Source organism: Amycolatopsis anabasis (assembly GCF_009765355.1).
GTDB lineage: Bacteria > Actinomycetota > Actinomycetes > Mycobacteriales > Pseudonocardiaceae > Amycolatopsis > Amycolatopsis anabasis.
Genome location: NZ_VTHK01000003.1, coordinates 18863 through 43559 on the forward strand (window position 1 = coordinate 18863; position 24697 = coordinate 43559).

Below are 24697 nucleotides of genomic sequence, written 5' to 3' on the forward strand. Positions count from 1 at the left end.
GCATCACCGATAAGCTTCGCTTCGGTGATCGATATCGATGACGACAACCAGCACCACGTTGTCGCGCACGGTATAGATCACCCCAAAGTCGCCAACCCTGAGCCGAAGCACACCGGCTCGTCCGGTCAGCGCCTTCGCACCTGGCGGACGTGGATTGTCCGCCAGGCTGATTAGCGCAGCCTGAATACGTCGCCGTATCGGTTTGTCCAGTTTGGCCACATGCTTCTGGGCGCGTTTCTCCAGCAGCACGCGATACCGCACCGGATTCATCGTTCGGCGTCCTGCGCCTCCCAGTCGGCGATCGCCTCGTCCAGCGGGACGAACTGCGGATCGGACGACATGACTTCATCCGCCCGCTTGCTCCAGTACTCGTCCTCCACCTTCTCCAGGTACGCCGCGGCGTCCACCGGAACGAGCGCGGCCACCCGCTTGCCGTACCTGCTCAGGTAGACGGTGCTCCCGTCGCGGACCTGATCGATCAGCTCCGGCAACGTGCTCCGCGCATTCGACACAGTCACTTCGATCTCCCCCCTCGGCCAGGTCACGTCCAGGTTGGTGCGGTCCATGTACAGAATGTACATGTTGTACAAGATGGGGGCAAGGGTGGGTAGCGAAAAGGCCGGGACCCCGAGTGGTCCCGGCCTTCGTCGAAGGGAGGTCAGCGCTGCTCGGTGTCCCGCCGGCGGGTCGCGCGCAACGCCCGCCAGCCGATCACGCCGATGATCGTGCCCAAGGCGAACGACACCACGGTCAGCACCGCGTGCACGACGAAATAGGCGGTGGGCGATCCGTCCGGCGCCCACGCCCGGTCGCTTTCCCACAGGTTCTTCGCGAATGTGATCCAGATGATCCAGGACCACACGCCGAAGGCCGTCAGAAAGAGTGAGGTGCGCCTAGACATTCGCATGCCCTGATTATCGCGCGGGCGAGAGACAGCTAGCCTGCTTGGGTGCACAGCGCTATTCGCCGATCGCTCCCGGTTCTGCTTCTTGCCGTGTTGTCCGGTTTGGTCACCCTGACCGGCCCGGCCCTCGCGGCGCCGAAGCCGCCGACGCCGAACGTGCCGCCGCCCCCGCCGGCGTGTTCGAACAAGCACACCCCGCCGCCCCCGGTGGACACCTCGGAGAAACCGGCTCCGGGCCAGCAGTCCCCGGGGCCGCTGCCGGTCCCGGAACAACCGGTCGGCGGCGAGCGCATGGGCGACTGCGCGGTGGTCCTGCCCGAGGGCGCCCCGGCGCCACCGCAGACCACCGCGGTCTCCTGGGTGCTCCAGGACCTGGACACCGGTGCGGTGCTCGCGGCCAGGGACGCGCATTCCCGGCAGCGCCCGGCGTCGCTGATCAAGACGTTGCTCGCGCTGGCCGTGGTCAAGGAACTGCGCCCGGACCAGGTCATCACGCCGACCGCGGAGGACGTCAGCCAGGAGTGCACCTGCGTCGGCCTGCGCACGGACGGGCGGTACACGGTCGACCAGCTGCTGCACGGCCTTTTGATGCATTCCGGGAACGACGCCGCCCACGCGCTCGCCACCGCGCTCGGCGGCGTGCCGGCCGCGGTGCGGAAGATGAACGCGCTGGCCGCGTCGATCGGCGCGACCGACACCAGGGCGGCGACCCCGTCCGGGTTGGACGGTCCCGGCATGTCCACCTCGGCCTACGACCTGAGCCTGATCTTCAACCACGCGATGAAGCAGCCCGAGTTCGCCAAGGCCGTCGGCACCCGGCAGTTCGAGTTCCCGGGCGCCGGGGACAAACCGCCCTTCCCGATCTACAACGACAACAAGCTGCTCAGCTCCTATCCCGGTTTTCTCGGCGGGAAGACCGGGTTCACCGACGATGCCCGGCACACCTACGTCGGCGGCGCGGCGCAGAACGGCAAGCGGCTGGCGGTCGTGCTGCTGCGGGCCGAGCAGCACCCGACGCGGGTGTCCGACCAGGCGGCCCAGCTCCTGGACTACGGTTTCGCGCTCAGCAAGTCGAATCCGAAGCCGGTCGGGCAGCTCGTCAGCCTGGGCGAGGGCCAGGACGGCGGTCCCGGCTCGGCCGTCAACGGCGGGAGCACGGGGTCGGTCAAGGGCGCCGAGGACCCGTTCGGGGTCACCGGCTGGATCGTCACCCTGGTCGTCACCCTGATCGTGATCGGCGGGTTCATCTTCGGCAACCGCCGGAAGAAGGCCGCGGCCGAGGAGGCCTAGCGGGTCGGTTCGACGGCGCAGTCGCAGGTCGCGGCGTCGCGGGCGGCGTGTTCCTCGGCGGTGCGCGCCGGGAGGGTCTCGCTCGCCACCACCCAGCACAGGAACGCCACGGCCGCGATCCCGCCCGCGACGCCGAACGCGAGCCCGAAGGACGCGTGCTCCGCGACGAACCCGGCCACCAGCGGGCCCAGGACCGCGCCCACGTCGGCGGCCATCTGGAACCCGGCGAGCACGGTTCCGCCGCGGGCCTTGCTGCCCAGGACATCGGCCACGGCCGCGTTCTGCGGCGGGTTCGCGGCCCCGCCGCCGACCCCGGCCAGCAGCGAGAACACCAGGAACAGCCACGGTTCGGAGGTCTGCCCGAGCAGCACGGTGCCGAGCGCGAGCACCGCGAGGCCGCACAGCGCGACCGGCCGCCGCCCCCAGGTGTCGGCGAGCCGCCCGGAGACGAACAGCACGGCCGCGTTGCCCGCCGCGAACACCGCCATGGCGACCCCGGTCAGCCGCGCGTCGGAGGCGAGCACGGCGGTGACGAACAACGGGATCAACGACATGCGGACGCCGAGCACGACCCAGCCGTTGGCGAAGCTCGAGACCAGCGCCGCCCGGTAGGCCGAATGCCGCAGCGCCTGGTGGAAGGTGACCGCGGGCGTGCCGGCCGGATCCGCCCGCCCGGCCAGCTCCGATCGCCGCAGCTGCGCCCAGACCACCCAGGTGACCACCAGCAGGACCGCGCCGTAGACGAGGAACGGCGCGCGCAGGGAGAAGGCGACCAGCCCGCTCCCGGCGATCGGGCCGGCGATGCTGCCGAGCAGGAAACCGGTTCCCCACAGGCCGGAGACCCGGCCGCGCAGCTCCGGCGGTGAGATCCGGATCAGCAGGCCGACCGCGGACACGGTGAACATGGTCGAACCGATCCCGCCGAGCGCGCGGAACACCACCAGTTGCCAGTACTGGGTGGCGAACGCGCAGGTCAGGTTGCTGGCGGCGACCACGAGCAGTCCCCACAGGTAGATCGGCCGTTCGCCGAACGCGGTCACCAGCCGCCCGCTCACCGGCGCGAACGCCAGCCGCATGAACGCGAACGCGCTGATCACCACGGACGCCGCGGTGACGCCCACGTCGAAGCTGGTCGCGAAGACCGGCAACGCGGGCGCGACCAGCCCGTACCCGATCGCGATCAGGAAGCTGGCCGCGACGAGCACCCAGACTTCACGTGGAAAACGGACCTTCGCAGACTTCTGCCGCGCGATCGTCGAGCTCACCGTCACCCCAGTATGTGGACTTCACAGTGAGCATATGCGTAATGCGAAGCAAATTCAGCGTCGGCGGCGCCCGAGCCACCCCAGCATCGCGCCGACGCCGAACGCGCCCGCCGCCGCGCCGAGCCCCGCGCCGCGGCGGACCTCGACGTTCGGCTGGATCACCACGGGTGGCGGCGGCGCGATCCGGCGCACGAGGTTCTCCTGCGCGGTCGCGGTCCACGCGGTGACGAACAGGAGGAAGCGGGACACCAGGTTGGCGAAGAAGAGGAGACCGAGGATCGGGCCGAACAGGACCGTGCTGGGCGAGGTGGACACGAAACCGAGGTAGATCGTGGTGACCTGCTTGAGCACCTCGAAGCCGATCGCCGCCATGATCGCGCCCTTGACCGCGCTGCGCAGGCCGACCCGTTCCCGCGGCAGGCGGGCGATCACCCAGAGGAACACCAGCACGCTGGCGCCCAGGGAAAGCAGTGTGGTGGCGACCTTCAGCACGAGCAACGCCCAGCCCTGGTCCGCCAGGCCGACGAGTTCGAGCAGGAGCTTGCCGACACCGCCGCCGACCGCGGACAGGCCGAACGAGACCACCAGCGCCACGGCGAGCCCGGCGAGGGCGAGCAGGTCCTTGAGCATGGTCGGGACGAGCGGGAGGTCCTTCTTCTCCTGCCCCCACTGCGCGGTGAGCGCGTCGCGCAGGTTGGTCATCCAGCCGATGCCGGAGTACAGGGCGAGCACCAGACCGAAGATCCCGGTGCCGGTGCCCGCCTGGAGCGCGGTTTCCACGATCTGGTTGAGGAAGTCACCCAGCCCCGCCGGGGCGTTCTTGGTGATCCCGTCCTTGAGCTGGTCGAGCGCCGCCTGGTTCCCGGCCAGCACCCTCGAGGCGACGGAGAAGCCGACCATCAGCAGCGGGAACAGCGAAAGCACGCTGAAGTAGGTGATCGCGGCGGCGTAGTGGTTGCCGTAGCGTTCGGTGAACGCGTCGTTCGCTCTGATCAGATGGTCGAACCACGGGTATTTGCGCCGCAGCCGCGGGATCAGCTTCTCTTTTTCCTCTGCCACGAAAGAACGCTAACCAGGGGGTGGTGCCCCCGCAACGCGAACGGTGGCGTGTGGGTTACCGCGCCCTGACTTCCGCGAGAAATGCGGCGAACGCCGACGCGGAGAAGGTCAGGTGCCCGCCTTCCCGGTCCTTGGTGTCCCGCACGGCGGTTTCGCGCTCGCCCACGACGAGTTCAACACAGTCGTTCTGCGGCGAGCTGTACGTGCTCTTACGCCAGGTCCTGCTTTCGGTCATCGTTCCTCAGTCCGTCCAGTGCTGCCCGGATCAGCTTCACGGACTCCTTCGGGGACAAGGCCACCTTCCGGCTCACGTGTTCGAAGGTGTCCGCGAACGCCTGTACGTCCCTCTGATTCTCCACCGTCTCGCCACCGGCCGGGTAGTCGAGGTAGGCAAGATCGGGATCGGCTTCATCCTCGAAACCGAGGATTGTCACCTGCCCGGACATGGTCCCGTAGGCGCCGACGCTGAACGGCACGACCTGGATCGTGATGTTGCGGCGAGCTGCCGCGCTCAGGAGATGCTGCAACTGCTCAGCCATGACCTCCGGGCCACCGACCACCCGTCGCAACACCGCCTCGTCAATGATCGCGTGCAGTTTGAGAGCATTGGGGCCTTCCAGCAGTCGTTGACGATTCCTTCGCTCGTCCGCGGCACGCCGTTCCCAACCTTCGGCATGAATGTGCCTGCGCGCGGCTTCCGCAGTCGCTTCCGCATATCCCGCCGTTTGCAGCGGGCCTGGCACGGCAACCGGCGCGAGAGTGCGCGCGGTGATCGCGTCGGCTTCGTCGCGGCGGAAAGCTCGGTATTTGGGCGGTAGATCCGCCGCGTTCTCCACGGTGGTGGCGCCCTGTTTCGCGTGCTCCCAAAGCTGTTCGGCGTCGGCGCGTTCCTCGTCGCTCACGCCGTAGATGCCCAGCAGCGCCTGCATCAGGGTGAAGTTCGGCAGGCTGTAACCGCCTTCCATGCGGGTGATCGTCGTGGTCACCACCCGCACCTTCGGCGCGACATCCTCCGGCCGCAGTTTCTCCGGCGCCTGCTTGCGCAACGCCTGCATGAACCTGCCGAACTTCGCTTTGCGACGCGTTCTTTCCGCAGCCATGTGGCAACCCTAACGACTCGGAGTAGTTCGTATGTTCACTCGATTGGTTCGAGCACGGTGCATCCTGCACCTGCTACCTTACCCTTGTCGGTGGGGCGGCGGCAGGCCCGGAAGCTCCGCGGCCTCACCGGCCCGCTGCGAGGGGCAGGCAGATGGACGACGTGGTCATCGGCATCGGTGCGCTCGCGGGGGCGGCGATCGTCTCGGTCGTGGTCGCCGCGTTCGTGATCGGCGTGGTGGTTCAGTGGATCGCCGAATGGCGACGGCAGCGCGCCCGCTACCGCGGGATCGCGGACGAAGCGAGGCACAAAAATGTTCACCTACAACGGAATCGCCGTTGACGCCTGGGCGCGGATCGAGGGTCGCTGCCCGATCAGCTGCGAAGTCATCGGCAACGAGGCACAGTTCGAGATCGGCACCAACGTCGCCTCACTGAACCTGGTCATCACCGAGGACGGGCTGGAGAAACTCCTCGCCGCGGCGGCGAAGGCGCTGGCCCTGCTGCGCGCGGACGAGGGGTGAGTCAGCGCATCGCGGGGAGGAAGCCCACCTTGTCGTAGACGTCGGCCAGGGTCACCGAGGCGACCGCACGAGCCCGTTCCGCGCCGCGGGCGAGCACCTTGTCCAGTTCGGCGGCATCGTCCACATAGGACTTCACGCGTTCCTGGAACGGGGTCACGAAGTCGACGAGCACCTCGGCGAGATCCTTCTTCAGATCGCCGTATCCCTTGCCCTCGTACGCCGTTTCCAGTTCGGGGATCGGCCGCTCGGTCAGCGCCGAATAGATCGTCAGCAGGTTGGCGACGCCCGCCTTGTTCTCCGGGTCGTACACCACCTCGCGGCCGGTGTCGGTGACCGCGGACCGGATCTTCTTCGCCGACCGCTTCGGCTCCTCGAGCAGTTCGATCAGGCCGTTCGCCGTGGACGCCGACTTGCTCATCTTCGCGGTCGGGTCCTGTAGGTCGTAGATCTTCGCCGTGTCCTTCACGATGTGCGGTTCCGGCACGGTGAACGCCTTGCCGAAGCGGTTGTTGAAGCGCTGCGCGAGGTTGCGCGACAGCTCCAGGTGCTGGCGCTGGTCCTCGCCCACCGGCACCGCGTTCGCCTGGTAGAGCAGGATGTCCGCGGCCTGCAGCACCGGGTAGGTGAACAGCCCGACGCTGGCGCGGTCGGTGCCCTGCTTGGCCGCCTTGTCCTTGAACTGGGTCATCCGGCCGGCCTCGCCGAACCCGGTCAGGCACTCCAGCACCCAGCTCAGCTGGGCGTGTTCGGGCACCTGGCTCTGCACGAACAGCGTGCTGCGATCGGGATCCACGCCGATCGCGAGCAGTTGCGCCGCCGACCGCCGGGTCCGCTCCCGCAGCACCTTGGGGTCCTGCTCGACCGTGATGGCGTGCAGGTCGACCACGCTGTAGAAGGTCTCGTGCGTCTCCTGCAACCGCACCCACTGGCGTAGCGCACCCAGGTAGTTGCCGAGGTGGAAGGAGTCTGCGGTCGGCTGGATGCCGGACAGCACGCGGAGCCGGCCGGTGGAGTCTTGCGCTTCGGACACGCCGGAATTCTCCCAGGCGGCGCCGGGAACGCATCGTGCGGGGGCGGAACGCCTCCGGAGCGTTACGGCGAACGCACTAAACGGTTAAAAGACCCATACTTCCGGTGGTGATGCCGGAGTTTGCGGAATCCCTAGCGTTTTTCCCTGCCCCCAGTTCCCTGCCGAGGGGGCAGTGAGGAGAAAACTCCATGAAGGCACGGTCCCTGCTCGCCGGCCTGTTCGTCGCGGCGGCCACCTCCCTGTCCGGGCTCGCGGTGCCCGCGATGGCGGCGGCTTCCGATGTCCAGCCGAACATCGTCGGCGGCCACAACGCCACCGAAACCTACTCGTGGATGGTGTCCCTGCAGTCCAGCAGCGGCAGCCACTCCTGCGGCGGCACCCTGATCAAGGCGAACTGGGTGGTCACCGCGAAGCACTGCGGCCAGCCCGCCCAGGTCCGCATCGGCACCACCAACCGCACCAGCGGCGGCACGGTCGCCCGGGTGTCCCAGCGGATCGCACACCCGTCGGCCGACCTGGCCCTGCTGCGCCTGGCCACCTCAGTCCAGCAGACCCCGGCCACGATCGCGCAGTCGTCCGGCGCGGTCGGCACCGCGACCCGGATCATCGGCTGGGGCCAGACCTGTCCGCAGCCCGGCGGCTGTGGCGCGCCGGTCCAGCTGCAGGAACTGGACACCTCGATCTTCGACGACAGCCGGTGCTCGGGCATCCGCGCCGCCAGTGAGATCTGCACCAGCAACCCCGGTGGCCGCGCGGGCGCCTGCTACGGCGACTCGGGTGGACCGCAGGTCAAGAAGGTCAACGGCGTGTGGCAGCTGATCGGCGCCACCAGCCGCGCCGGGAACAACAGCTCCACCTGCGCGACCGGTCCGTCCATCTACGTCGACGTGCCGTACTTCCAGAGCTGGATCACCCAGAACACGGGAAGCTGAGTCCCCGCTTCGCGCGTCGGATCCGGTGTGCCGTCTCCCGCCGAGGGGTGGAGGCGGCACACCGCGGCGCGTGAGCCAGCGCCCGCGGGGCCGCGGCGGGCCGAGAAGTCCGGTGAGGGAACCGGTGGGCAGGCCGAACATCTCCTCGAAAATCCGCACCGCGCGCAGCGAATCCGGCCGCTCGGGCCGACTGCGCCCACTGCGCCAGTAGCTCAGCGTCGCGATGCTCACCCGCACGCCGCGTTGCGCCAGCCGGTACCGAACCCGGTCCAGGCTGAGGCCGCTCGCTTCGATCGCGCGGGAAAGCGCACGGGGAAAGGCCATGTCCGGTCGTGCCCGCACGGGGCGTCACCACCCAACGCCAGGAAGACTTCGACTGCATCGAGACTGGCGAAGGTGTGGCAGGGAAACAATAAGTGGCCCAGTAGGTAGCGCTACGTATTTCCGGTACTAGGCGGCCGGGGTGCGCCGGGCGGATTCCACCGAGGGGCGGGTCTGCTCCTCGGCGAGCGCCGGTTCGACGATCGAGGCGACATCGGGTTCGGGCGCCTGCTGAGTGGCCTGCGCGCGGCGGCGCTGGCGGAGGGCTCCCAGGGCCATGCCCAGCACGCCGAGAACGACCGCCACCAGGCCGACCGGTCCGAGCAGGCCGAAGGTGACCGGGTCCGGCTCGGCCTGCGCCACCGTCAGCGGCTCGGCGGAGGCGACGCCCGCGCCCGCGATCAACACGGCCGGAACTGCGGCCGCGGCGGACGCACGCGCGGCGAACCGCACCAGAAGATGTTCTCGGTTGCGCACCGGAGTGCCTCCCGCGACGAGCTGTCACCCAATTGTGGGATTCCTGTCGGGTCGATCGAGAAAAAGCTACCGAGCGTGTCAAGCCCTGTGGTTTCCGATCAACTTCGGGGGCAGAGACTAGCGACCGTACGAGTAACGGCTACACCGGGTGTGTCCTAGGCGACATCGGCCGAGGTCAGCCGGGCGGGATGGCCCGCTCGACCAGGGTGGCGATCGTTTCGTCGACCGGGAACGGCGCCATCACCTCGGGCAGGGTGAGCTGTTCCACGACCAGACCGCTCATGGCCAGGTAGAGCATCAGGACCGTGTCCCGGTCCCCGGGCAGCCCGGAATCCAGGTGGAAGCGGATGTTCTCGGCCAGGTTCTCGCTGAGCGTTTTGGTCAGCGTCGCGTGCAGTTCGGGCCGCCGGGTCGCCTCCAAGCGGAGTTCCAGGAGCGCCAGGTAACCGGTGCGGTCGGCCAGGATCCGCGCCAGCAGCTCCCGCATCAGCTCGGTGACCAGCTCGCGGGACGGCTCGGCCCGCATGGTGGTGGCGAGCTCGGCCTGATCGGGCGCGAGCCGGACGTGGATGTGCAGGCCGACCTGGTGCAGCAGGTCGTCGCGGCTGGCGAAGTAGTTCGACGCGGTGCCCTTGGGCACCCCGGCTTCGGTGTCGACCGCCCGGAAGGTCAGCCCGCGCGCCCCTTCCCGCGCCAGCACCTCGATGGCCGCGTCGACCAGAGCAGTCCGTCGCGCCGGATTGCTCCGCATCACACCTCCCGAAAATCGAGCTTGACCACTCCGCCCATAGTACTATGCTTGGAGTGGTTTGAAGAGAAGGGAAGTACTCGGATGCGAAAACTCACCTATTTGGTCGCGTCGACGATCGACGGCTTCATCGCCGACCCGAGCGGCGCCAACCCCGCGGGTCCGGACGGGTTCTTCGTCCTCGAGGGCGGCCACATGCAGGCTCTCTTCTCCGACTACCCGGACATCATCCCGGCGCAGGCGCGGCAGGCACTCGGGATCGACGCGCCGAACAAGCATTTCGACACCGTGCTCGAGGGCCGGGTCTCGTACGAGATGGGCCTGCGGGAAGGGGTCACCAACGCGTATCCGCACCTGCGGCACTACGTGTTCTCGCGCAGCATGACGGCCAGTCCCGACCCCGGCGTGGAGTTGGTGTCGACGGATCCGCTGGCGAAGGTCCGCGAACTCAAGCGCGAGGACGGGATGCGGATCTGGCTGTGCGGCGGGGCGAAACTGGCGAACGCGCTGCGCCCGGAGATCGACGAACTGGTGGTCAAACTGCACCCGGTCGTCGCCGGGGCGGGAATTCCCTTGTTCGACGGGGAATTCCGGCCCGAACGGTTCACCCTGGCCGAGCACCAGGTGTTCGACAGCGGGGTCGTGCACCTGACCTACGTGCGGCTGTGAGCGCCCCCCGTCAGGCGGGGACATCCCAGTCGAACGTGGCGGTCACCGGGGCGTGGTCGGACCACCGCTGGTCGTAACTGGCCGCGCGTTCCACCACCACGGAGGTGCATTTCTCCGCGATGCCGGGCGACGCGCAGACAAGGTCGATCCGCCAGCCGCTGTCGTTGTCGAACGCCTGCCCCCGGTAGGACCACCAGGTGTACGGGCCGGGCCCGTCCGGGTCGAGGCGGCGCTGCAGATCGACGTAGCCCGCCTCGTCGAACACCCGGCCGAGCCATGCCCGCTCCTCGGGCAGGAATCCGGAGTTCTTCCGGTTTCCCTTCCAGTTCTTCAGGTCGATCTCGGCGTGCGCGATGTTCCAGTCACCGACGACGAGCACCTCGCTGCCGGACGCCTCCGCCTTGGCGCGCAGTTCGATCAGGTACGGCAGGAACGCGGCCATGAAACGTTCCTTCTCGTCCTGGCGCGGGGTGCCGACGTCGCCGCTGGGCAGGTAGAGGCTCGCCAGCACCAGGCCGGGCAGGTGCGCCTCGAGGTAGCGGCCGCTGTCCTCGAACTCGGGCTCGCCGAACCCGACGCGCACCTCTTCCGGCTCGAACCGGCTGTAGATCGACACGCCGGCGCGCCCCTTGTCCGCCGCGGGGGCGTGCAGGCCGTGCCAGCCGTCCGGCTCGCGTACCGCGGCTGGCAGTTCGGCCGGTTCGGCGCGCACCTCCTGGCAGGCGACCAGGCTCGCGTCGGTGGCGGCGAGCCATTCGACGAAGCCCTTCTTGGCGGCGGCACGCAGGCCGTTGACATTCACCGTGGAGACCGTCAGCACGAATCGCAGGCTACCCGGCGGCACCGACAATCCTGGCCGGGACGGGCTGCCAGACTGGCGCGATGAGCGAACTCGCCGTGCTGGGCATGCGGCGCCTGGCCCGAACCCGGCCGTGCCTGCAGCGGTTTCCCGCTGTCGCCCAACGGGTTCCGGATCGTGCTCGACCTCGGGTACGGGACCGCGTCGCGGTTGCTGGAGCACTGCCCGCCGGGAGTGCCGCGCGTCCTGGCAGCCCTGGAACCCCGGCCGGATCCGCGCACGATCTTCGAGATCGCCGACCTCGCCGGGCCGCTGCGGATCGGTCCCTTCGCGGTGGAGACGTTCGAACTGCCGCATTACGTGCCGAACTCCGGGGTGCGGCTCGGCAGGCCCGGCCTGACGGTCGCCTACACGGGCGACAGCGGGCCGTCGCCGGTGCTGGCGGAACTCGGCCGGGACGTGGATCTCTTCGTCACCGACGCCACCCTTCAGGGGCCTGCACCGCAAACGCGGCCACGGTATGTGATGACGGCCGGGGAAGCCGCGGGGTGGGCGGCTCGGGCGGGCGCGAAACGCCTGCTGTTGAGCCATTTCTGGCCGGGGAGTGACCGGTCGGTTTCGGTCGCCGAGGCACGCGAGGTGTTTCCGGGTGAGGTGCTCGCCGCCACCGAGGGGCTGGTCGTCCCGATCTGAGGTTTTTTCGCAAGGGACCTTTGCTCCGGTTGAACAGGAGCGAGGGACCTTTACTACAGTTGAGCCGTAGTAAAGGTCCCTCGCTGCAAGTTTCCGGGCACCCCGGGCGAGGGCGCGTTCGGTCGGTTGACTTCGTGGTTTTCAGCCGCAGGGGGCACCGTCGACCGGCTTGAGGAATTCCGAAGCCGCCCACTTGTTCTCGGCGAGTTTGCGGAACCCGTTCTCAACCACCGGTTGGGCGTCCACCTGCGCGTTCTGCTGGTACTTTCCGGCTAGTTTCGCGGTGGCGGCCGGGGCTTCCCGCACGTTCAACACGTCCGCGGTGACGGTGACCCGGCACCCGCCCGGTGCCGCGCCGCCGCCGGGGGCGCCCTCGGACGGCCGCTTCGCGGAACCCATTAAGTAGACCACCAGCACGCCGATCAACACGGCGAGCACGATGACCACCCGTTTCGGAATCCCTAGGATCACGACCGCTCCTGGTGATGCTGAAATGTGTCCTTAGCAAGGGTAGACATACAGTGGGTCCCACCGACAAGGACCAACTGCACGAACCACCCGCTGGCGCCAATGTGTGCTGTAACACTCACTCACGGTGACAAATCACCCGGTTCAGCCCTTCGGTTCAACGCCGAACGCCGGAAGCCGTAACCGGCGTAGACCAGTAGCCCGATTACCAACCAGGCACCGAACCGGGACCACGTGACCCAGGTGAGTTCGCTCACCAGCCACAGGGAAAACGCCACGCCCACCACCGGAATCACCGGCACCCACGGGCAGCGGAATCCTCGCGGCAGTTCCGGCGCCCGGCGCCGCAGCACCACCACCGCGATCGAAACCACCATGAACGCGGCCAGGATGCCGATGTTGGTCAGTTCCGCCGCCTCCCGGATCGGCAGCAGGCCCGCGATGACCGCGGACAGCACACCGACGATCCAGGTGACCCGGTGCGGCACCTTCCGCACCGGATGCGTGCGCGCGAACCACTTCGGCAGCAACCCGTCCCGGCTCATCGCGAACCACACCCGGGTCACCGCGAGCATGTTCGCGAACATCGACGTCATGATGCCCAGCACCGCGCCGATCGCGACCACGATCGCCAGCGACGGCAACCCGACCGCGGCGAGCGCGCTGGAGAACGGGCTGGCCACGTCGATGTCGCGGTAGTTCTGCATGCCCAGCAGCACCACGCACACCAGCACGTAGATCACCGTGGCGATGCCGAGCGACAGGATGATCGCGCGCGGCATCGCCTTGCGGGCGTCGGCGGTCTCCTCGGCCGCCGCGCTCATCGCGTCGTAGCCGTACACCGCGAAGAACGCCGTCGCCGCACCGGTCACCGCGCCGCCGAGCCCGTAGGGCAGGAACGGCGAGTAGTTGCCCGCCTTGAGGTGGAACGCCCCGGCGGCCACCACCACGAGCACCAGCGCGACCTTCATCACCACCAGCGCGGTCTCCACCCGCGCCGAGGACTTGGCGCCCCGGTTCAGCAACCACGCCAGCAGCAGGCACAGCACCACCGCGAACAGGTCGATCCGGTGCCCGGAACCGGTTCCCGGCGCGCCCAGCATCCACGACGGCAGCTCGACGCCGATCTGTTCGACCAAATAGGACAGATACCCGGACACGCCGATCGCCACCACCGCGACGATCGCCGTGTACTCCAGCAGCAGATCCCAGCCGATCAGCCAGCCGACCAGCTCGCCCAGCACCGCATACGCGTACGTGTAGGCCGATCCGGCCTTCGGAATGAGACTCGTGAATTCGGCGTAGCACAGCGCGGCCGCGGCGCTGGCCAGCACCGCGATCAGGAACGAGATGATCACCCCGGGCCCGGCGAGCTGGTTGGCCACCACCCCGGACAGCGAGAACACCCCGGCGCCGACCAGGCCACCCAGGCTGAGCGCGGTGAGCTGCCAGGTGCCCAGCACCCGTTTCAGCCCGGCCGGGGGTTCCTCGATGTCGTCGATCGGCTTGCGCCGGAAGACTCCGTTACCGGAGAACAGCGTCGTTGCCATCCTCTTTCCCTTCTCCAGGGCGTGTTCGTCCGCCCGGCGGGCACCGCGCCCGCCGGTTCGCGCGTGGCTCTCAGCCGAGCTGGACCGTGCGCGGCGAGGTGTAGAAGCCCACGGCCGCCTTGCCCTGTTCCCGGCCGCCGTAACCGGAGTCCTTCTCCCCGCCGAAGGGCAGGTGGAAGTCGACCCCGCTGGTCGGCGCGTTCACCTTCACCATGCCCGACGCGCATCTGTCCACAACGGACATGACGGCGTCCAGATCGTTGTCGTACAGCGCGGTGACCAATCCGTACCTGGTGCCGTCGGCCACCGCGAGCGCTGTGTCCACATCGGACACCGAGGTGAGCGTGCAGATCGGCCCGAAGACCTCCTCGCGGTTGAGCCGTGCGTCCGCGTCCAGCCCGGTGACGATCGTCGGCGGGACGTACCAGCCCTCGCCCGGCCCCGCCGCGCCGGTCAGCACGGTTTCGCCGGAGGCCGCGGCCAGCACCCGCCGCCGGGCCGCTTCGCTGATCACCGGCCCCACCGCGACCCCTTCGCGCGCCGGGTCGCCGACCACCAGGGCGCCGAGCCGTTCACGCAACGCCTCGGTGAACGGTCCGGCGTCGCCCACCACCAGGATCCGTTTGGTGGCGGTGCACTTCTGCCCGGCGTACCCCATGGCCGCGTACGCGATCTGCGCCGCCGCCCGGGAAACGTCCGCGTCCGGCAGCACGATCGACGCCGACAGCCCGCCCATCTCGCACTGCGCCGGGATTCCGCGTGCCGCCGCGGCGACCGCGACGCGGCGGCCCACCACGACCGAACCGGTGAACGACACCAGATCGGCCGCGCCGGTCAGCGCCTCGCCCGCCTCGCCGAGCCCGGGCAGCACGGTGCACACCCCGTCCGGGACGTGCGCGGCGAACAGCTCGGCCAGGCGCAGCGCGCACGCGGTCGCGTCCGGCGACGGTTTGACCACCGCCGCGTTGCCGTAGGCCAGTGCTGGCGCGGCCTTCCACACCGGGATGGCCAGCGGGAAGTTCCACGGCGTGATCAGCCCGGCCACCCCGCGCGGGCGGCGCACGGTGAAGTTGAGCCCACCGGCGCCGGGATAGGTCTCGCCGAGCGGATCGAAGCACTGCTGCGCGTAGTACCGCAGGATGGCGACGGTCCGGGCCACCTCACCGGTCGCCTCATCGATCGGCTTGCCCACCTCGCGGACGACGAGTTCGGCCAGTTCCCGGGCCCGCGCGGCCACGGAATCGGCCGTCGCGGTGAGCGCGGCGGCCCGGTCCGCGGCCGGGGCGGCGGCCCATTCCCGTTGCGCGGCACGGGCTTTCCCGACCGCGGCGATCACCTCGCTCGCCGGAGTGGCGGGCACGTCGAGCACGATGTCGGCCGGGCGCTGCGGGGACGCGGAGAGAACGCGGCTCACAGTACGAACCCCCGCGGGAACGGATCGGCCGGATCGAGCAGGTACTGCCCCATTCCGGTGATCCAGGCGCTGCCGGTGATCGTGGGTACCACCGCGGGCACCTCGCCGACCGTGGTCCGTTCGATCAACCGGCCGGTGAACCTGGTGCCCAGCAGGGATTCGTTCACGAAGTCCTGGTCCAGCGCCAGTTCCCCGCGCGCGTGCAGCTGGGCCATTCGCGCGCTGGTGCCGGTGCCGCACGGCGATCGGTCGAACCAGCCGGGATGGATCACCATCGCGTTGCGGGAGTCGCTGCCGTTCCGCCCGGGCGCGACGAGCTGGACGTGCTTGCAGCCGGAGATACCCGGATCCACCGGATGCCGCGGTCTGCGCTGCTCGTTGATGGCATCCATAATGGACAGTCCGGCGGACATCATGCGGTCCTTCTCCGCCCGGTCGAACGGGATGCCCAGGTCCGCGATCGGCAGGATGGCGTAGAAGTTGCCGCCGTAGGCCAGGTCGTAGCGGACCTCGCCGATCCCGGGCACGGCCACCACCGCGTCCCGTTCCACGGAGAACGCGGGCACGTTCTGGACGGTCACCGATTCGGCGCGGCCGTCGCGGACCGCGACCTCGGCCACGACGAGCCCGGCCGGGGCGTCGAGCCGAACCCGGGTCACCGGCTCGGTCACCTCGACCATCCCGGTCTCCACCAGGACCGTGGCCAGCCCGATGGTGCCGTGCCCGCACATCGGCAGGCAGCCGGACACCTCGATGTAGACCACTCCCCAGTCGGCGTCCGCGCGGGTCGGCGGCTGCAGGATCGCGCCGCTCATCGCGGAATGACCGCGCGGTTCGTTCATCAGCAGCTCGCGCAGGTGGTCGAGGTGCTCGATGAAGTGCAGGCGCTTCTCGGCCATGGTGGCGCCGGGGATCGCGCCGATCCCGCCGGTGATCACCCGGGTCGGATTGCCCTCGGTGTGCGAGTCGATGGCGCTGAAGTACCGGGTCGCGCGCATATCAGGCCGCCACCGGATGCGTGCGCAGGTAGTCGACCGCGCGCCGCATGTCCGCGTCGAGCGCGGCCAGTTTGTCCGCGGGCAACGGGCCGCGCGGCGGGCGGCAGGGCCCGCCGAACCGGCCGACGAGTTCCATTCCGCGCTTGATCGCCTGCACGAACTCGGTCCGCGAATCCCAGCGGAACGCGGCCACCAGCGGTTCGTACAGTGCCCGCGCTTCGGCGAGTTTCCCTTGCTGAGCCAAGGAAAACAGATACGCGGACTCGGCCGGGAACACGTTCGGGAAACCCGCGAACCAGCCGGTGGCGCCCATCAGCATGGCCTCCAGCGCCACGTCGTCGGCCCCGGCGACCACGGTCAGCTCCGGCGCGCGCTCGCGGATTTCCAGCACGCGCCGCACGTCGCCGGAGAACTCCTTGACCGCGACCACGTTGTCCAGTCCCGCGATCTCCGCGAGCACCTCGGGCGTGAGGTCGACCTTGGTGTCGATCGGGTTGTTGTAGACCATCACCGGCACGCCGACGCTCGCCACCTGCTCGTAGTGGTGCAGCACCTCGGCGGTGTTCGCGCGGTACATCGTCGGCGGCAGGCAGAGCACGCCGTGCGCGCCGTCCTCGGCGGCCCGTTCGGCCCACGCGCGGGCCTGGTGCGCGCCCACCCCGTGCACGCCGACCACCACGATGCCGTCCGAGCCCACGGCTTCGATCGCCGTGCGGGCGACGCGGCGCCGCTCGTCGTCGGTGAGCGAGGAGTACTCGCCGAGCGAACCGTTCGGCCCGATGCCGCGGCAGCCGTTGTCGATCAGCCAGCGGCAGTGCTCGGCGTACCGGTCGAAGTCGACGCGCAACCCGGCGGGGGCGCTCGCGTCCTCGGCGTACGGCAGCGCGGTGGCGACGACGACCCCGTCCAGCCTCTCCTGGGTCATTCCTTTTCCTCCCAAGGGGTTTCGGTTTCGGCCAGCTCGCCGAGCCGGAGCGGCGCGGCGATCGGGCGGCGAGCGAAAGCGGCCGCGCCTTCCGGGAGCCGGGTGAGTTCGGCGAGCGTGGCGCCGCAGATCCGGCCCTGGCACGGGCCGAGCCCGGCGCGGCCGACGAGTTTCAGCGCGCGGACGCCGAGCGCGTCCCGCCGGGCGAGGGCGCCGGTCAGTTCGCCGTAGGAGACCTCCTCGCACCGGCAGACGAGGGTGTCCTCGCGCAGCCAGGCGCGCCAGCCGTCCCGGATCGGGTACACCCGGCCCAGTCCGTCGGCGAACCGCCGCCCGGCCCGGACCCGGCGCAGTGCCCGGCGCGGGATTTCGGTTGCCACGCCGAGGAAACGCGCGGCGGCGGCACCGGCCACCTCGCCCTCGGCCGCGGCGAGGTCGGCGCCGCCGATGCCGGTGATCTCCCCCGCCGCGAACACCCCGGACGTCGAGGTCGCCTGCGCGAGGTTCACCGCGACGCAACCGTGCTCGATCGCGCACCGGGCGGAGACGGCGAGTTCCAGTTGCGGGGTGAAGCCGAAGCCCGCGCACACCGCGTCGGCCACGACCCGTTCTTCGCTGCCGGGCACCACGTTCCAGTCCGCGTCGAGGCGCGCGACGGTGGCCGATTCGACGTGCTCGCGGCCGTGCGCGGCGATTACCGCGGTGCGCGGGCGGTACGGCACCCGGTGGCGGGCCAGCAGGCGGGCGTACCCCGCCAGCTCACCGGCCTTGCGCCACCCGGCCTTGAGCGCGGAAGGTTCGGCCAGCCACCGTGCGCCGGGGCCGTTGGCCTCGAGCACACCGAGCACCCGCGCACCGGCACCGAGCAGCGACTCGGCCACCGGCAGCAGGAACGGCCCGGTCCCGGCGAGCAGGACCCGTTCGCCGACCGCGATGCCCTGCCCCTTGGCCAGCGCCTGCGCCGCGCCCGCGGTGTACACCCCGGGCAGGTCCCAGCCGGGGAACGGCAGCGCGCGATCGTAGGCGCCGGTGGCCAGCACGAGCGCGGCCGCGTCGAGGCAGGTGGCCCGGCGCCCGGGGCCGTCGGCCGGTCCGGTGCGCAGGTGCAGCCGGTGCCCGCCCTCGATCGGCTCGCAGGCCCAGACGACCGTCTCGCCGAGCTGCACGACATTGTCCGGGAAGGAGAACTTCTCGGCGCCCCAAGGGTTTTGGCGGTGGTACTGGCCACCGGCCCGGGGCGCGGAGTCGATCAGGACGACCGCTGCCCCCGCTCGCGCGGCGGTCCTCGCCGCGGCCATTCCGGCGGGTCCGGCGCCCACCACGACGATCATGACGGCAACTCCGCTCCGCGCTGGGTGCGCACCTCGTCGCCGTCCTCGACCAGCCGCTGGCAGGCCCGCACGTCGGGAATCCCGTTGACCACCACCAGGCAGTCGAAACACACTCCGATCCCGCAGAACACCCCGCGCGGGCGGCCGCCGTTCCGCGTGGTGCGCCAGGACTTCCGGCCCGCGGCGAGCAGCACTCCGGCCACCGTCTGGCCCGGCCGCGCGGCGATCGGTTCGCCGTCCACGTACACGTTCACGCGAGCACCTCCGGCCGGTCGACCCGGAACGGGTTTGCGTCCACTGTGGACTCCCGCCCGGTGTACAGCTCGGCGAGCAGTTCCCCGGTCGCCGCGGCGAGCCCGATCCCGGCGCCCTCGTGTCCGGTCGCGTGCCAGAGCCCCGGCACGCGGGGATCCGCGCCGATCACCGGCAGATGATCCGGCGCGTACGGCCGGAATCCGCCGTACGCGCGCAGCACCGGAACCGCGGCGAGCACCGGGAACAGCGCGGTGGCCTTCTGCGCGAGCTCGCGCAGCACGCGCGCGCGGATCGTCTCGTCGAACCCGATCCGCTGGCGGCTCGATCCGATCAGGACGGTCCCCGCCCGCGTCGCCTCGACCACGGTCGAGGTCTGCAGATCGGCGTCGCCGCTGGCGACCGCCCCCACGTAGTCGGCGTCGTACACCTTGTGCCGCACGGAATCCGGCGGCAGCGGCGCGGTGACCAGGACCAGCCCGCGCCGGGGCAGCACGGTGATCGGGGCGCCGCACGCGGCCGCGAACTCGCCCGCCCAGGGGCCGCAGGCGTTCACCACGGCGGCGCAGGGCAGCGGCCCGTCCCCGGTGCGGACCGCGCGGACCTTCCCGTCCGGGCCGCGTTCGACCCCGAACGCGGGCACGCCGGAGCGGATCTCGCCGCCACGCGCGCGGACCGCGGCCAGCAGCGTGGTGGCCGCGAGCACCGGTTGCAGCTGGGCATCCTCGGGGTAGTACACGGCGGCGGTGATTTCCTTGGTGAGCAACGGTTCCCGCTCGCCCGCCGCGTCGGTGCCGATGACTTCGGCGCGCACACCGGCGGCGCGTTGCCCGGCCGCGAACTCGGTCAGCGGCGCGACGGCGTCCCCGGTGGTCGCCACGACCAGCCCGCCCTTGGGATCCCATTCGGCCTCGGCCACCTCGGGGCCGAGTTCCTCGCGCAACGCGGCGAGCAGGTGCGGCCAGCGGCGCCGGGAAGCCTGGGCCAGGGCCAGTTCGGGGCCGGGTGCCTTGTCCGACACCAGGACGTTGCCCTCCCCGGCGGCGGTGGTCCCGCTCGCGGGGGCGCCCCGGTCGAGGACGGTGACCCGCAGCCCGGCGGCGCTGAGCGCCTCGGCGCACGCGGCGCCGATCACCCCGGCACCAGCCACCACCACATCCGGGTGCGCCATGGCTTCCTCACCACCGTTCATTTCATTGAACGTTCGGAGGGTAAGTCGCCCAGCGCTCCGGGGTCAAGCCTCGCGCGAAACCGCGCCCGGCCGGGCACACGAACCGCCGAGGGTGGGCGGCCCCGCGTCGGCCGGGTATTCCAGCAGGAGCACCGAGACGACCGGTCCGCCGACCGTCTCGTAGATGTGCGGGTGCCGGGCCGGGAAGCAGACGTAGTCGCCGGGACCCAGTTCGAACGGCGAGTCAGGGGGACCCACCCGGAGCAGGCCCGAGGTCACGACGACGTGCTCGCGGCCGGGGTGCCCCTCGGAGTGCTGCACCTCGCCGGGCCGGACCCGCTGGTCGTACAGCTCGAACACGGTGTCGGTGACGTCCATCCGGCGCAGCATGCGCAGGTCGACCGCGTTGCTGCTGAGCACCTCGAGCCCGCTGGACCGGACCAGCACCACGTCCGGATCGGTGCGCTCGGTCAGCAGCGACGAGACGGGAACCTCGAGAGCGTTCGACAAACTGAACACTGTCTCGATCGTGGGGTTGCCGGTGCCGGACTCCAACTGGGAGAGCGTGCCCTTGGCGATCCCGGACCGGCGCGCGAGTTCGGAAAGGGAAAGGTCGGCCTGTTCCCGCAGCGCCCGCAGGTTCGTCGCCAGCACCTGACCGGCTTGTTCCCGGACCACCCGGCCTCCTCCGCGCCACACCGGCAGCAAGGGAGATTTGCTGCCGTTCAACCGTAGTAAAGGTCCCTCGCTCCCGTTTCGCCGGAGCGAAGGTCCCTTCCTATCTCGAGGCGAGGCTACCCCGGGCGCCGCGATCACCGGTCGCGCCGTTTCGCGGCCGCGGATCGCGCGACGCCCGCGGGTTCTTACCGAGTTGTTACGCCGCCGGGAAAACGGCGATGGACCCACACGCCGCCCGGCTACTTTCGGCGAGCCAGAAATGGCGGGGACAGCACCTGATACAGGGAGGAAAAATGATTCGACGGATACTCGCGTCCGGCGCGCTCACACTGCTCGCCGCCGGGGCGTTCGGGCTCGCCACCCCGGTGGCCCAGGCCGAAACCGGGGCCGCACCGGTCGTGGCGGGCTGGGGCTGCGAGACCTACCTCGAGCAGGCGAAGAACTACCGGGAGCTGGCGGACCAGGCCCGCCGCCTGGGTGAAATCACCAAGGCACGCCACTTCGAGAAGCTGGCCAAGGAAGCCATGGACCGGTACTACCGCTGCATCAAGGGCTGACGGCCGCCCCTCCCGGTACGGGCACGAACCCGTACCGGGAGCGGGGGTCAGCCCTGGGCGACCTTCTTGCTCAGGTTCTCGTCCAGCGTGGCGAGGAATTCCTCGGTGGTCTGGTACGGCTGGTCCTTGCTGATCAGCAGCGCCAGGTCCTTGGTCATCTTGCCGCTCTCGACGCTCTCGATGACGACCTGCTCCAGCTTGTGCGCGAAGTCGACGACCTCGGGCGTGGAGTCCAGCTTGCCGCGGTGCTCGAGCCCGCGCGTCCAGGCGAAGATCGACGCGATCGGGTTGGTCGAGGTCGGCTTGCCCTGCTGGTGCTGGCGGTAGTGCCGGGTGACCGTGCCGTGCGCGGCCTCGGCCTCGACGGTCTTGCCGTCCGGCGTGCGTAGCACCGAGGTCATCAGGCCCAGCGAGCCGAAGCCCTGCGCCACCGTGTCGGACTGCACGTCACCGTCGTAGTTCTTGCAGGCCCAGACGTAACCGCCCTCCCACTTGAGCGAGGCGGCGACCATGTCGTCGATCAGCCGGTGCTCGTAGGTCAGGCCCTTGGCGTCGAAGTCCGATTTGAACTCGTTGTCGAAGATCTCCTGGAACACGTCCTTGAACATGCCGTCGTAGGCCTTGAGGATCGTGTTCTTGGTGGACATGTAGACCGGCATGCCGCGGTCGAGCCCGTACTGCAGCGAGGCGCGCGCGAAGTCCTCGATCGAGCGGCGGTAGTTGTACATGCCCATCGCGACGCCGCCGCCCTCGGGGAACTTGGCGACCTCGAACTCCATGGGCTCGGAGCCGTCTTCCGGCGTGTAGGTCATGGTGACCGTGCCCGGGCCGGGGACCTTGAAGTTGGTCGACTTGTACTGGTCGCCGTGCGCGTGCCGGCCGATGATGATCGGCTTGGTCCAGCCGGGCACCAGCCGCGGGATGTTCGAGATGACGATCGGCTCGCGGAAGATCACACCGCCGAGGATGTTGCGGATCGTGCCGTTCGGCGAGAGCCACATCTTCTTCAGGCCGAATTCCTCGACGCGCGCCTCGTCCGGCGTGATGGTGGCGCACTTGACGCCCACGCCGTGCTTCTTGATGGCGTTCGCGGAGTCGACGGTGACCTGGTCATCGGTGCGGTCCCGCTCCTCGATGCCCAGGTCGTAGTAGTCCAGGTTGATGTCCAGGTACGGATGGATCAACTTGTCCTTGATGAACTGCCAGATGATGCGGGTCATCTCATCGCCGTCGAGTTCGACGACGGTGCCCTGGACCTTGATCTTGGCCATGAGCAGCGGTGCTCCTCTCGCGGATCCTTCGCGTCTGTTCGTAGCGGTACAAGCGTACTGGTAAATGCGGGGAAATGCCGAAAGTGGTAGTGGCCTCAGTCTCGCACCACACAGGCGGCCCCCTTCGCCGGACGCCCCGAACCACTTTTCGAACCAAAGATGGTGCGCAACTCGCACCACATGTAGTACCATCGACCCCATGACCACCTTCACCGTCCGGCTCAACAGCGAAGCGGAGGCCAAATTGAGCGCCTTACTGGAAGAAGGCGGGCGCAGTCGCAACGCCGTCATCCACGACGCCATCGACCTCGCCTGGCAGCACCACCGGCTCGAGCAGGTCCGCATCGAGTCGGCCGCGCTGCTGCACGACGAGGAGGATCGCGCCGAGATCGGCGCGGCACGGTCCGCCATGGGCGCCGGCGATGCGTGGTGATGTCTATCGGTTGCGCGACAACTCCCAAGCCCAAGGTCACGAACAGAAAGGAGCACGCTATGCGGTAGTTCTGCAGTCCGACGCCCTGCTCGGGTCCACCCTGATCGCGGCGCCGACCTCCCGGAGCGCCCGGCCCGCCAGCTACCGGCCGGAAATCGTCCTCGACGGGACACCCACCCGCGTACTCGTCGAGCAGCTCCAGGCGGTCGACCCGGAGAAGCGGTTCGGCCCCCACGCCGGTCGGCTGAGCACCGAGGAGCAGCGCCAGGTCGACGAGGCGGTTCGCCTGATCCTCGGCCTGTTCGGCTGACTGATACTCCGCGCGTATCAGTCGCCGGAACGGGCCGCTCGACACCGGGCCGCGATCGTGATCTGCTCCCGGAATGGCTGATCCACTGGGGGAACGCGACCGCGCTTCGGAGGCTCTGGACCTGGTGGCCGCCGCCGCTGGGCCCTACCTGGAAACGCTCACCAGCCGTCCGGTTCACGACCCCGCCGCCGCGGGCCTGCTCGACGGGCTCGGTGGTGAGCTGCCCGAGGACGGTGAGGGCTCACCGGCGACCATCGAGGAACTGGTGCGCATCGGCACGGGCGCGGCGACGCATTCGTCGGGGCCGCGGTTCTTCCACTTCGTCGTGGGCGGTTCGACACCGGCGGCCCAGGCCGCGGACTGGGTCACGGCGCTGCTGGACCAGGTGGCCGGGCTCTGGGCGACCTCACCGCTGGCCGCCGAGGCGGAGACCGTCGCCCTGCGCTGGCTGAAGGACCTGTTCGGGCTGCCCGCGACACATGGTGGCGTGCTCACCCCGAGCGCGACCTACGCCAACCTGACCGGGCTCGCCGCCGCCCGGAGCTGGTGGGGCGAGCGCCACGGCGTCGACGTGTCGGCCGACGGGCTGGCGGGGTTGCCGGCGATGCCCGTGCTGTCCGGGGGCTACCTGCACCCGAGCAGCAGCAAGGCGCTCCAGGTGCTGGGCTGTGGCCGGGACACCGCGCGGATCCTCGCCCGGGACGACGCGGGCCGGGTCGACCTCGCGGCGATGGACCGCGCGCTGACCGAGCTCGCCGGGCCCGCGGTGCTCATCGGCAACGCGGGCGAGGTCAACACCGGCGACTTCGACCCGATCGACGAGCTGGCCGACCTCGCCGAACGGCACGGCGCCTGGCTGCACGTGGACGGGACGTTCGGGCTGTTCGCCGCGGTGTCGCCGCAGACCGCGCACCTGGTGCGAGGCGTCGACCGGGCCGACTCGGTGGCGGCGGACGGGCACAAATGGCTCAACGTGCCCTACGACAGCGGGGTCGCGTTCGTCCGCGACCCGGCGGTCCTGGGCCGGACGTTCGGCGCGTGGAACGCTCCGTACCTGCAGTCGGCCGAGGACACCCGGCTCAACTACAACAACCTGAGCGCGGGTTCCTCGCAGCGCGCCCGGGCGCTGCCGATCTGGGCGACCCTGCGCGCCTACGGCCGGCAGGGTTACCGGGCCATGGTCGAACGCCACCACGATCTGGCGCTGCGCCTCGGTGAGCTGGTCGAGGCGGCGCCGGAGCTGGAACTGCTCGCACCGGTCCGGCTGTGCGTGACGTGCTTCCGCTACCGAAAACCGGGAGCGACCGGTCCCGAACTGGACGAGCTGAACCGGCGGCTCGGGGAAGCGTTGCTCGCGGACGGCCGGGTGTATGCCGGGACGACGGTGTACCGCGGGATGACCGCGCTGCGCCCGGCGATCGTCAACTGGCGGACCACCGAGGACGACATCGAGTTGCTGGTGTCGGTCGTCCGGGAACTCGGCGCACGTCTCGCGGCGTGACGCCGTATCCACCGTAACGGCTACGCTGG

30 protein-coding genes and 1 pseudogene are annotated in these 24697 nt (G+C 69.9%); 10 read left to right on the forward strand and 21 right to left on the reverse strand.

Going from position 1 to position 24697, the window contains the following annotated elements; translation table 11 throughout:
- Positions 1-3: 3 nt before the first annotated feature.
- From FXO23_RS04145 to FXO23_RS04155, 3 genes are all read right to left on the reverse strand, one after another.
- Entirely contained in the window at positions 4-270 is a 267-nt protein-coding gene (locus FXO23_RS04145) for a type II toxin-antitoxin system RelE family toxin (protein WP_158880947.1), read from the reverse strand.
- Positions 267-566, reverse strand: a complete 300-nt coding sequence (locus FXO23_RS04150; RefSeq protein ID WP_158880949.1) for a type II toxin-antitoxin system Phd/YefM family antitoxin — start codon at positions 564-566, stop codon at positions 267-269. Before FXO23_RS04150 ends, FXO23_RS04145 begins: the two co-directional genes overlap by 4 nt.
- Before the next feature lie 92 nt (positions 567-658).
- Positions 659-907 (reverse strand): SCO4848 family membrane protein, encoded by a 249-nt coding sequence (locus FXO23_RS04155; protein WP_158880951.1) that lies wholly within the window; start codon positions 905-907, stop codon positions 659-661.
- A gap of 42 nt (positions 908-949) precedes the next feature.
- Between FXO23_RS04155 and FXO23_RS04160 the strand changes: the two genes are divergently transcribed.
- Positions 950-2194, forward strand: coding sequence for a D-alanyl-D-alanine carboxypeptidase family protein (locus FXO23_RS04160; RefSeq protein ID WP_158880953.1), 1245 nt, complete (start codon positions 950-952; stop codon positions 2192-2194).
- On the opposite strand, the gene FXO23_RS04165 is transcribed toward FXO23_RS04160, so the two are convergent.
- Genes FXO23_RS04165 through FXO23_RS04180 form a run of 4 tightly spaced genes read right to left on the reverse strand, consistent with a single transcriptional unit; the run spans position 2191 to position 5618 of the window.
- Complete coding sequence (locus FXO23_RS04165; protein WP_158880955.1) at positions 2191-3465, reverse strand: MFS transporter; 1275 nt, start codon at positions 3463-3465, stop codon at positions 2191-2193. The genes FXO23_RS04160 and FXO23_RS04165 overlap by 4 nt on opposite strands.
- A gap of 48 nt (positions 3466-3513) precedes the next feature.
- Entirely contained in the window at positions 3514-4518 is a 1005-nt protein-coding gene (gene yhjD / locus FXO23_RS04170; protein WP_158880957.1) for an inner membrane protein YhjD, read from the reverse strand.
- A 55-nt stretch (positions 4519-4573) separates the two neighbouring features.
- Positions 4574-4753 (reverse strand): DUF397 domain-containing protein, encoded by a 180-nt coding sequence (locus FXO23_RS04175; protein WP_158880959.1) that lies wholly within the window; start codon positions 4751-4753, stop codon positions 4574-4576.
- A complete protein-coding gene (locus FXO23_RS04180; RefSeq protein ID WP_158880961.1) occupies positions 4728-5618 on the reverse strand; it encodes a helix-turn-helix domain-containing protein in 891 nt (296 codons plus the stop codon). The genes FXO23_RS04175 and FXO23_RS04180 overlap by 26 nt, the downstream gene beginning before the upstream one ends.
- Positions 5619-5770: 152 nt before the next feature.
- On the opposite strand from FXO23_RS04180, the gene FXO23_RS04185 reads away from it, so the two are divergent.
- Complete coding sequence (locus tag FXO23_RS04185; RefSeq protein WP_158880963.1) at positions 5771-5959, forward strand: hypothetical protein; 189 nt, start codon at positions 5771-5773, stop codon at positions 5957-5959.
- Complete coding sequence (locus FXO23_RS04190) at positions 5931-6140, forward strand: hypothetical protein (protein WP_158880965.1); 210 nt, start codon at positions 5931-5933, stop codon at positions 6138-6140. The genes FXO23_RS04185 and FXO23_RS04190 overlap by 29 nt, the downstream gene beginning before the upstream one ends.
- A gap of 1 nt (position 6141) precedes the next feature.
- On the opposite strand, the gene trpS is transcribed toward FXO23_RS04190, so the two are convergent.
- Positions 6142-7170 (reverse strand): tryptophan--tRNA ligase, encoded by a 1029-nt coding sequence (gene trpS / locus FXO23_RS04195; RefSeq protein ID WP_158880967.1) that lies wholly within the window; start codon positions 7168-7170, stop codon positions 6142-6144.
- A gap of 188 nt (positions 7171-7358) precedes the next feature.
- On the opposite strand from trpS, the gene FXO23_RS04200 reads away from it, so the two are divergent.
- Positions 7359-8102 (forward strand): S1 family peptidase, encoded by a 744-nt coding sequence (locus FXO23_RS04200; RefSeq protein WP_158880969.1) that lies wholly within the window; start codon positions 7359-7361, stop codon positions 8100-8102.
- 450 nt (positions 8103-8552) lie between these two features.
- On the opposite strand, the gene FXO23_RS04205 is transcribed toward FXO23_RS04200, so the two are convergent.
- The gene (locus FXO23_RS04205) at positions 8553-8900 is read right to left on the reverse strand and encodes a hypothetical protein (RefSeq protein WP_158880971.1); all 348 of its coding nucleotides are present in this window, start codon (positions 8898-8900) and stop codon (positions 8553-8555) included.
- A 175-nt stretch (positions 8901-9075) separates the two neighbouring features.
- A complete protein-coding gene (locus FXO23_RS04210) occupies positions 9076-9651 on the reverse strand; it encodes a TetR/AcrR family transcriptional regulator (RefSeq protein ID WP_158880973.1) in 576 nt (191 codons plus the stop codon).
- 81 nt (positions 9652-9732) lie between these two features.
- On the opposite strand from FXO23_RS04210, the gene FXO23_RS04215 reads away from it, so the two are divergent.
- Positions 9733-10317 carry a dihydrofolate reductase family protein gene (locus FXO23_RS04215; RefSeq protein WP_158880975.1) on the forward strand — a complete coding sequence of 195 codons (585 nt, stop codon included), beginning with the start codon at positions 9733-9735 and terminating at the stop codon, positions 10315-10317.
- 10 nt (positions 10318-10327) lie between these two features.
- Here FXO23_RS04215 and FXO23_RS04220 read toward each other — a convergent pair whose 3' ends face one another.
- The gene (locus FXO23_RS04220) at positions 10328-11146 is read right to left on the reverse strand and encodes an exodeoxyribonuclease III (RefSeq protein ID WP_158881574.1); all 819 of its coding nucleotides are present in this window, start codon (positions 11144-11146) and stop codon (positions 10328-10330) included.
- A 53-nt stretch (positions 11147-11199) separates the two neighbouring features.
- Between FXO23_RS04220 and FXO23_RS04225 the strand changes: the two are divergent.
- Positions 11200-11809: pseudogene (locus FXO23_RS04225) on the forward strand (MBL fold metallo-hydrolase).
- A gap of 141 nt (positions 11810-11950) precedes the next feature.
- Here the strand turns inward: FXO23_RS04225 and FXO23_RS04230 are convergent.
- The 9 genes from FXO23_RS04230 to FXO23_RS04270 all read right to left on the reverse strand — a co-directional run bounded on the left by FXO23_RS04230 (position 11951) and on the right by FXO23_RS04270 (position 20596).
- The gene (locus tag FXO23_RS04230) at positions 11951-12280 is read right to left on the reverse strand and encodes an SH3 domain-containing protein (RefSeq protein WP_158880977.1); all 330 of its coding nucleotides are present in this window, start codon (positions 12278-12280) and stop codon (positions 11951-11953) included.
- A gap of 119 nt (positions 12281-12399) precedes the next feature.
- On the reverse strand, positions 12400-13827 hold the full coding sequence (locus FXO23_RS04235; RefSeq protein WP_158880979.1) for an amino acid permease: 1428 nt from the start codon (positions 13825-13827) through the stop codon (positions 12400-12402).
- A gap of 70 nt (positions 13828-13897) precedes the next feature.
- Positions 13898-15241, reverse strand: a complete 1344-nt coding sequence (locus FXO23_RS04240; RefSeq protein WP_158880981.1) for an aldehyde dehydrogenase family protein — start codon at positions 15239-15241, stop codon at positions 13898-13900.
- Positions 15238-16239 carry a proline racemase family protein gene (locus FXO23_RS04245; protein ID WP_158880983.1) on the reverse strand — a complete coding sequence of 334 codons (1002 nt, stop codon included), beginning with the start codon at positions 16237-16239 and terminating at the stop codon, positions 15238-15240. Before FXO23_RS04245 ends, FXO23_RS04240 begins: the two co-directional genes overlap by 4 nt.
- Before the next feature lies 1 nt (position 16240).
- On the reverse strand, positions 16241-17164 hold the full coding sequence (locus tag FXO23_RS04250) for a dihydrodipicolinate synthase family protein (protein ID WP_158880985.1): 924 nt from the start codon (positions 17162-17164) through the stop codon (positions 16241-16243).
- Positions 17161-18495: an FAD/NAD(P)-dependent oxidoreductase gene (locus FXO23_RS04255; protein WP_158880987.1), complete on the reverse strand. Its 1335-nt coding sequence runs from the start codon at positions 18493-18495 to the stop codon at positions 17161-17163. The genes FXO23_RS04250 and FXO23_RS04255 overlap by 4 nt, the downstream gene beginning before the upstream one ends.
- The gene (locus tag FXO23_RS04260; RefSeq protein ID WP_158880989.1) at positions 18492-18749 is read right to left on the reverse strand and encodes a (2Fe-2S)-binding protein; all 258 of its coding nucleotides are present in this window, start codon (positions 18747-18749) and stop codon (positions 18492-18494) included. The genes FXO23_RS04255 and FXO23_RS04260 overlap by 4 nt, the downstream gene beginning before the upstream one ends.
- A complete protein-coding gene (locus FXO23_RS04265; protein WP_158881578.1) occupies positions 18746-19918 on the reverse strand; it encodes an NAD(P)/FAD-dependent oxidoreductase in 1173 nt (390 codons plus the stop codon). Before FXO23_RS04265 ends, FXO23_RS04260 begins: the two co-directional genes overlap by 4 nt.
- Positions 19919-19981: 63 nt before the next feature.
- Positions 19982-20596, reverse strand: a complete 615-nt coding sequence (locus FXO23_RS04270) for a helix-turn-helix domain-containing protein (RefSeq protein WP_158880991.1) — start codon at positions 20594-20596, stop codon at positions 19982-19984.
- Positions 20597-20889: 293 nt separating this feature from the next.
- Between FXO23_RS04270 and FXO23_RS04275 the strand changes: the two genes are divergently transcribed.
- Positions 20890-21153, forward strand: coding sequence for a hypothetical protein (locus FXO23_RS04275; RefSeq protein WP_158880993.1), 264 nt, complete (start codon positions 20890-20892; stop codon positions 21151-21153).
- A gap of 47 nt (positions 21154-21200) precedes the next feature.
- Here the strand turns inward: FXO23_RS04275 and FXO23_RS04280 are convergent, their stop codons facing one another.
- Positions 21201-22424, reverse strand: coding sequence for an NADP-dependent isocitrate dehydrogenase (locus tag FXO23_RS04280; protein ID WP_158880995.1), 1224 nt, complete (start codon positions 22422-22424; stop codon positions 21201-21203).
- Between the two features lie 199 nt (positions 22425-22623).
- On the opposite strand from FXO23_RS04280, the gene FXO23_RS04285 reads away from it, so the two are divergent.
- The 3 genes from FXO23_RS04285 to FXO23_RS04295 all read left to right on the forward strand — a co-directional run bounded on the left by FXO23_RS04285 (position 22624) and on the right by FXO23_RS04295 (position 24668).
- Complete coding sequence (locus tag FXO23_RS04285) at positions 22624-22857, forward strand: ribbon-helix-helix protein, CopG family (protein WP_158880997.1); 234 nt, start codon at positions 22624-22626, stop codon at positions 22855-22857.
- Positions 22847-23167, forward strand: coding sequence for a type II toxin-antitoxin system PemK/MazF family toxin (locus FXO23_RS04290; RefSeq protein WP_158880999.1), 321 nt, complete (start codon positions 22847-22849; stop codon positions 23165-23167). The genes FXO23_RS04285 and FXO23_RS04290 overlap by 11 nt, the downstream gene beginning before the upstream one ends.
- Before the next feature lie 73 nt (positions 23168-23240).
- Positions 23241-24668: a pyridoxal phosphate-dependent decarboxylase family protein gene (locus tag FXO23_RS04295; RefSeq protein ID WP_158881001.1), complete on the forward strand. Its 1428-nt coding sequence runs from the start codon at positions 23241-23243 to the stop codon at positions 24666-24668.
- Positions 24669-24697: the final 29 nt, after the last annotated feature.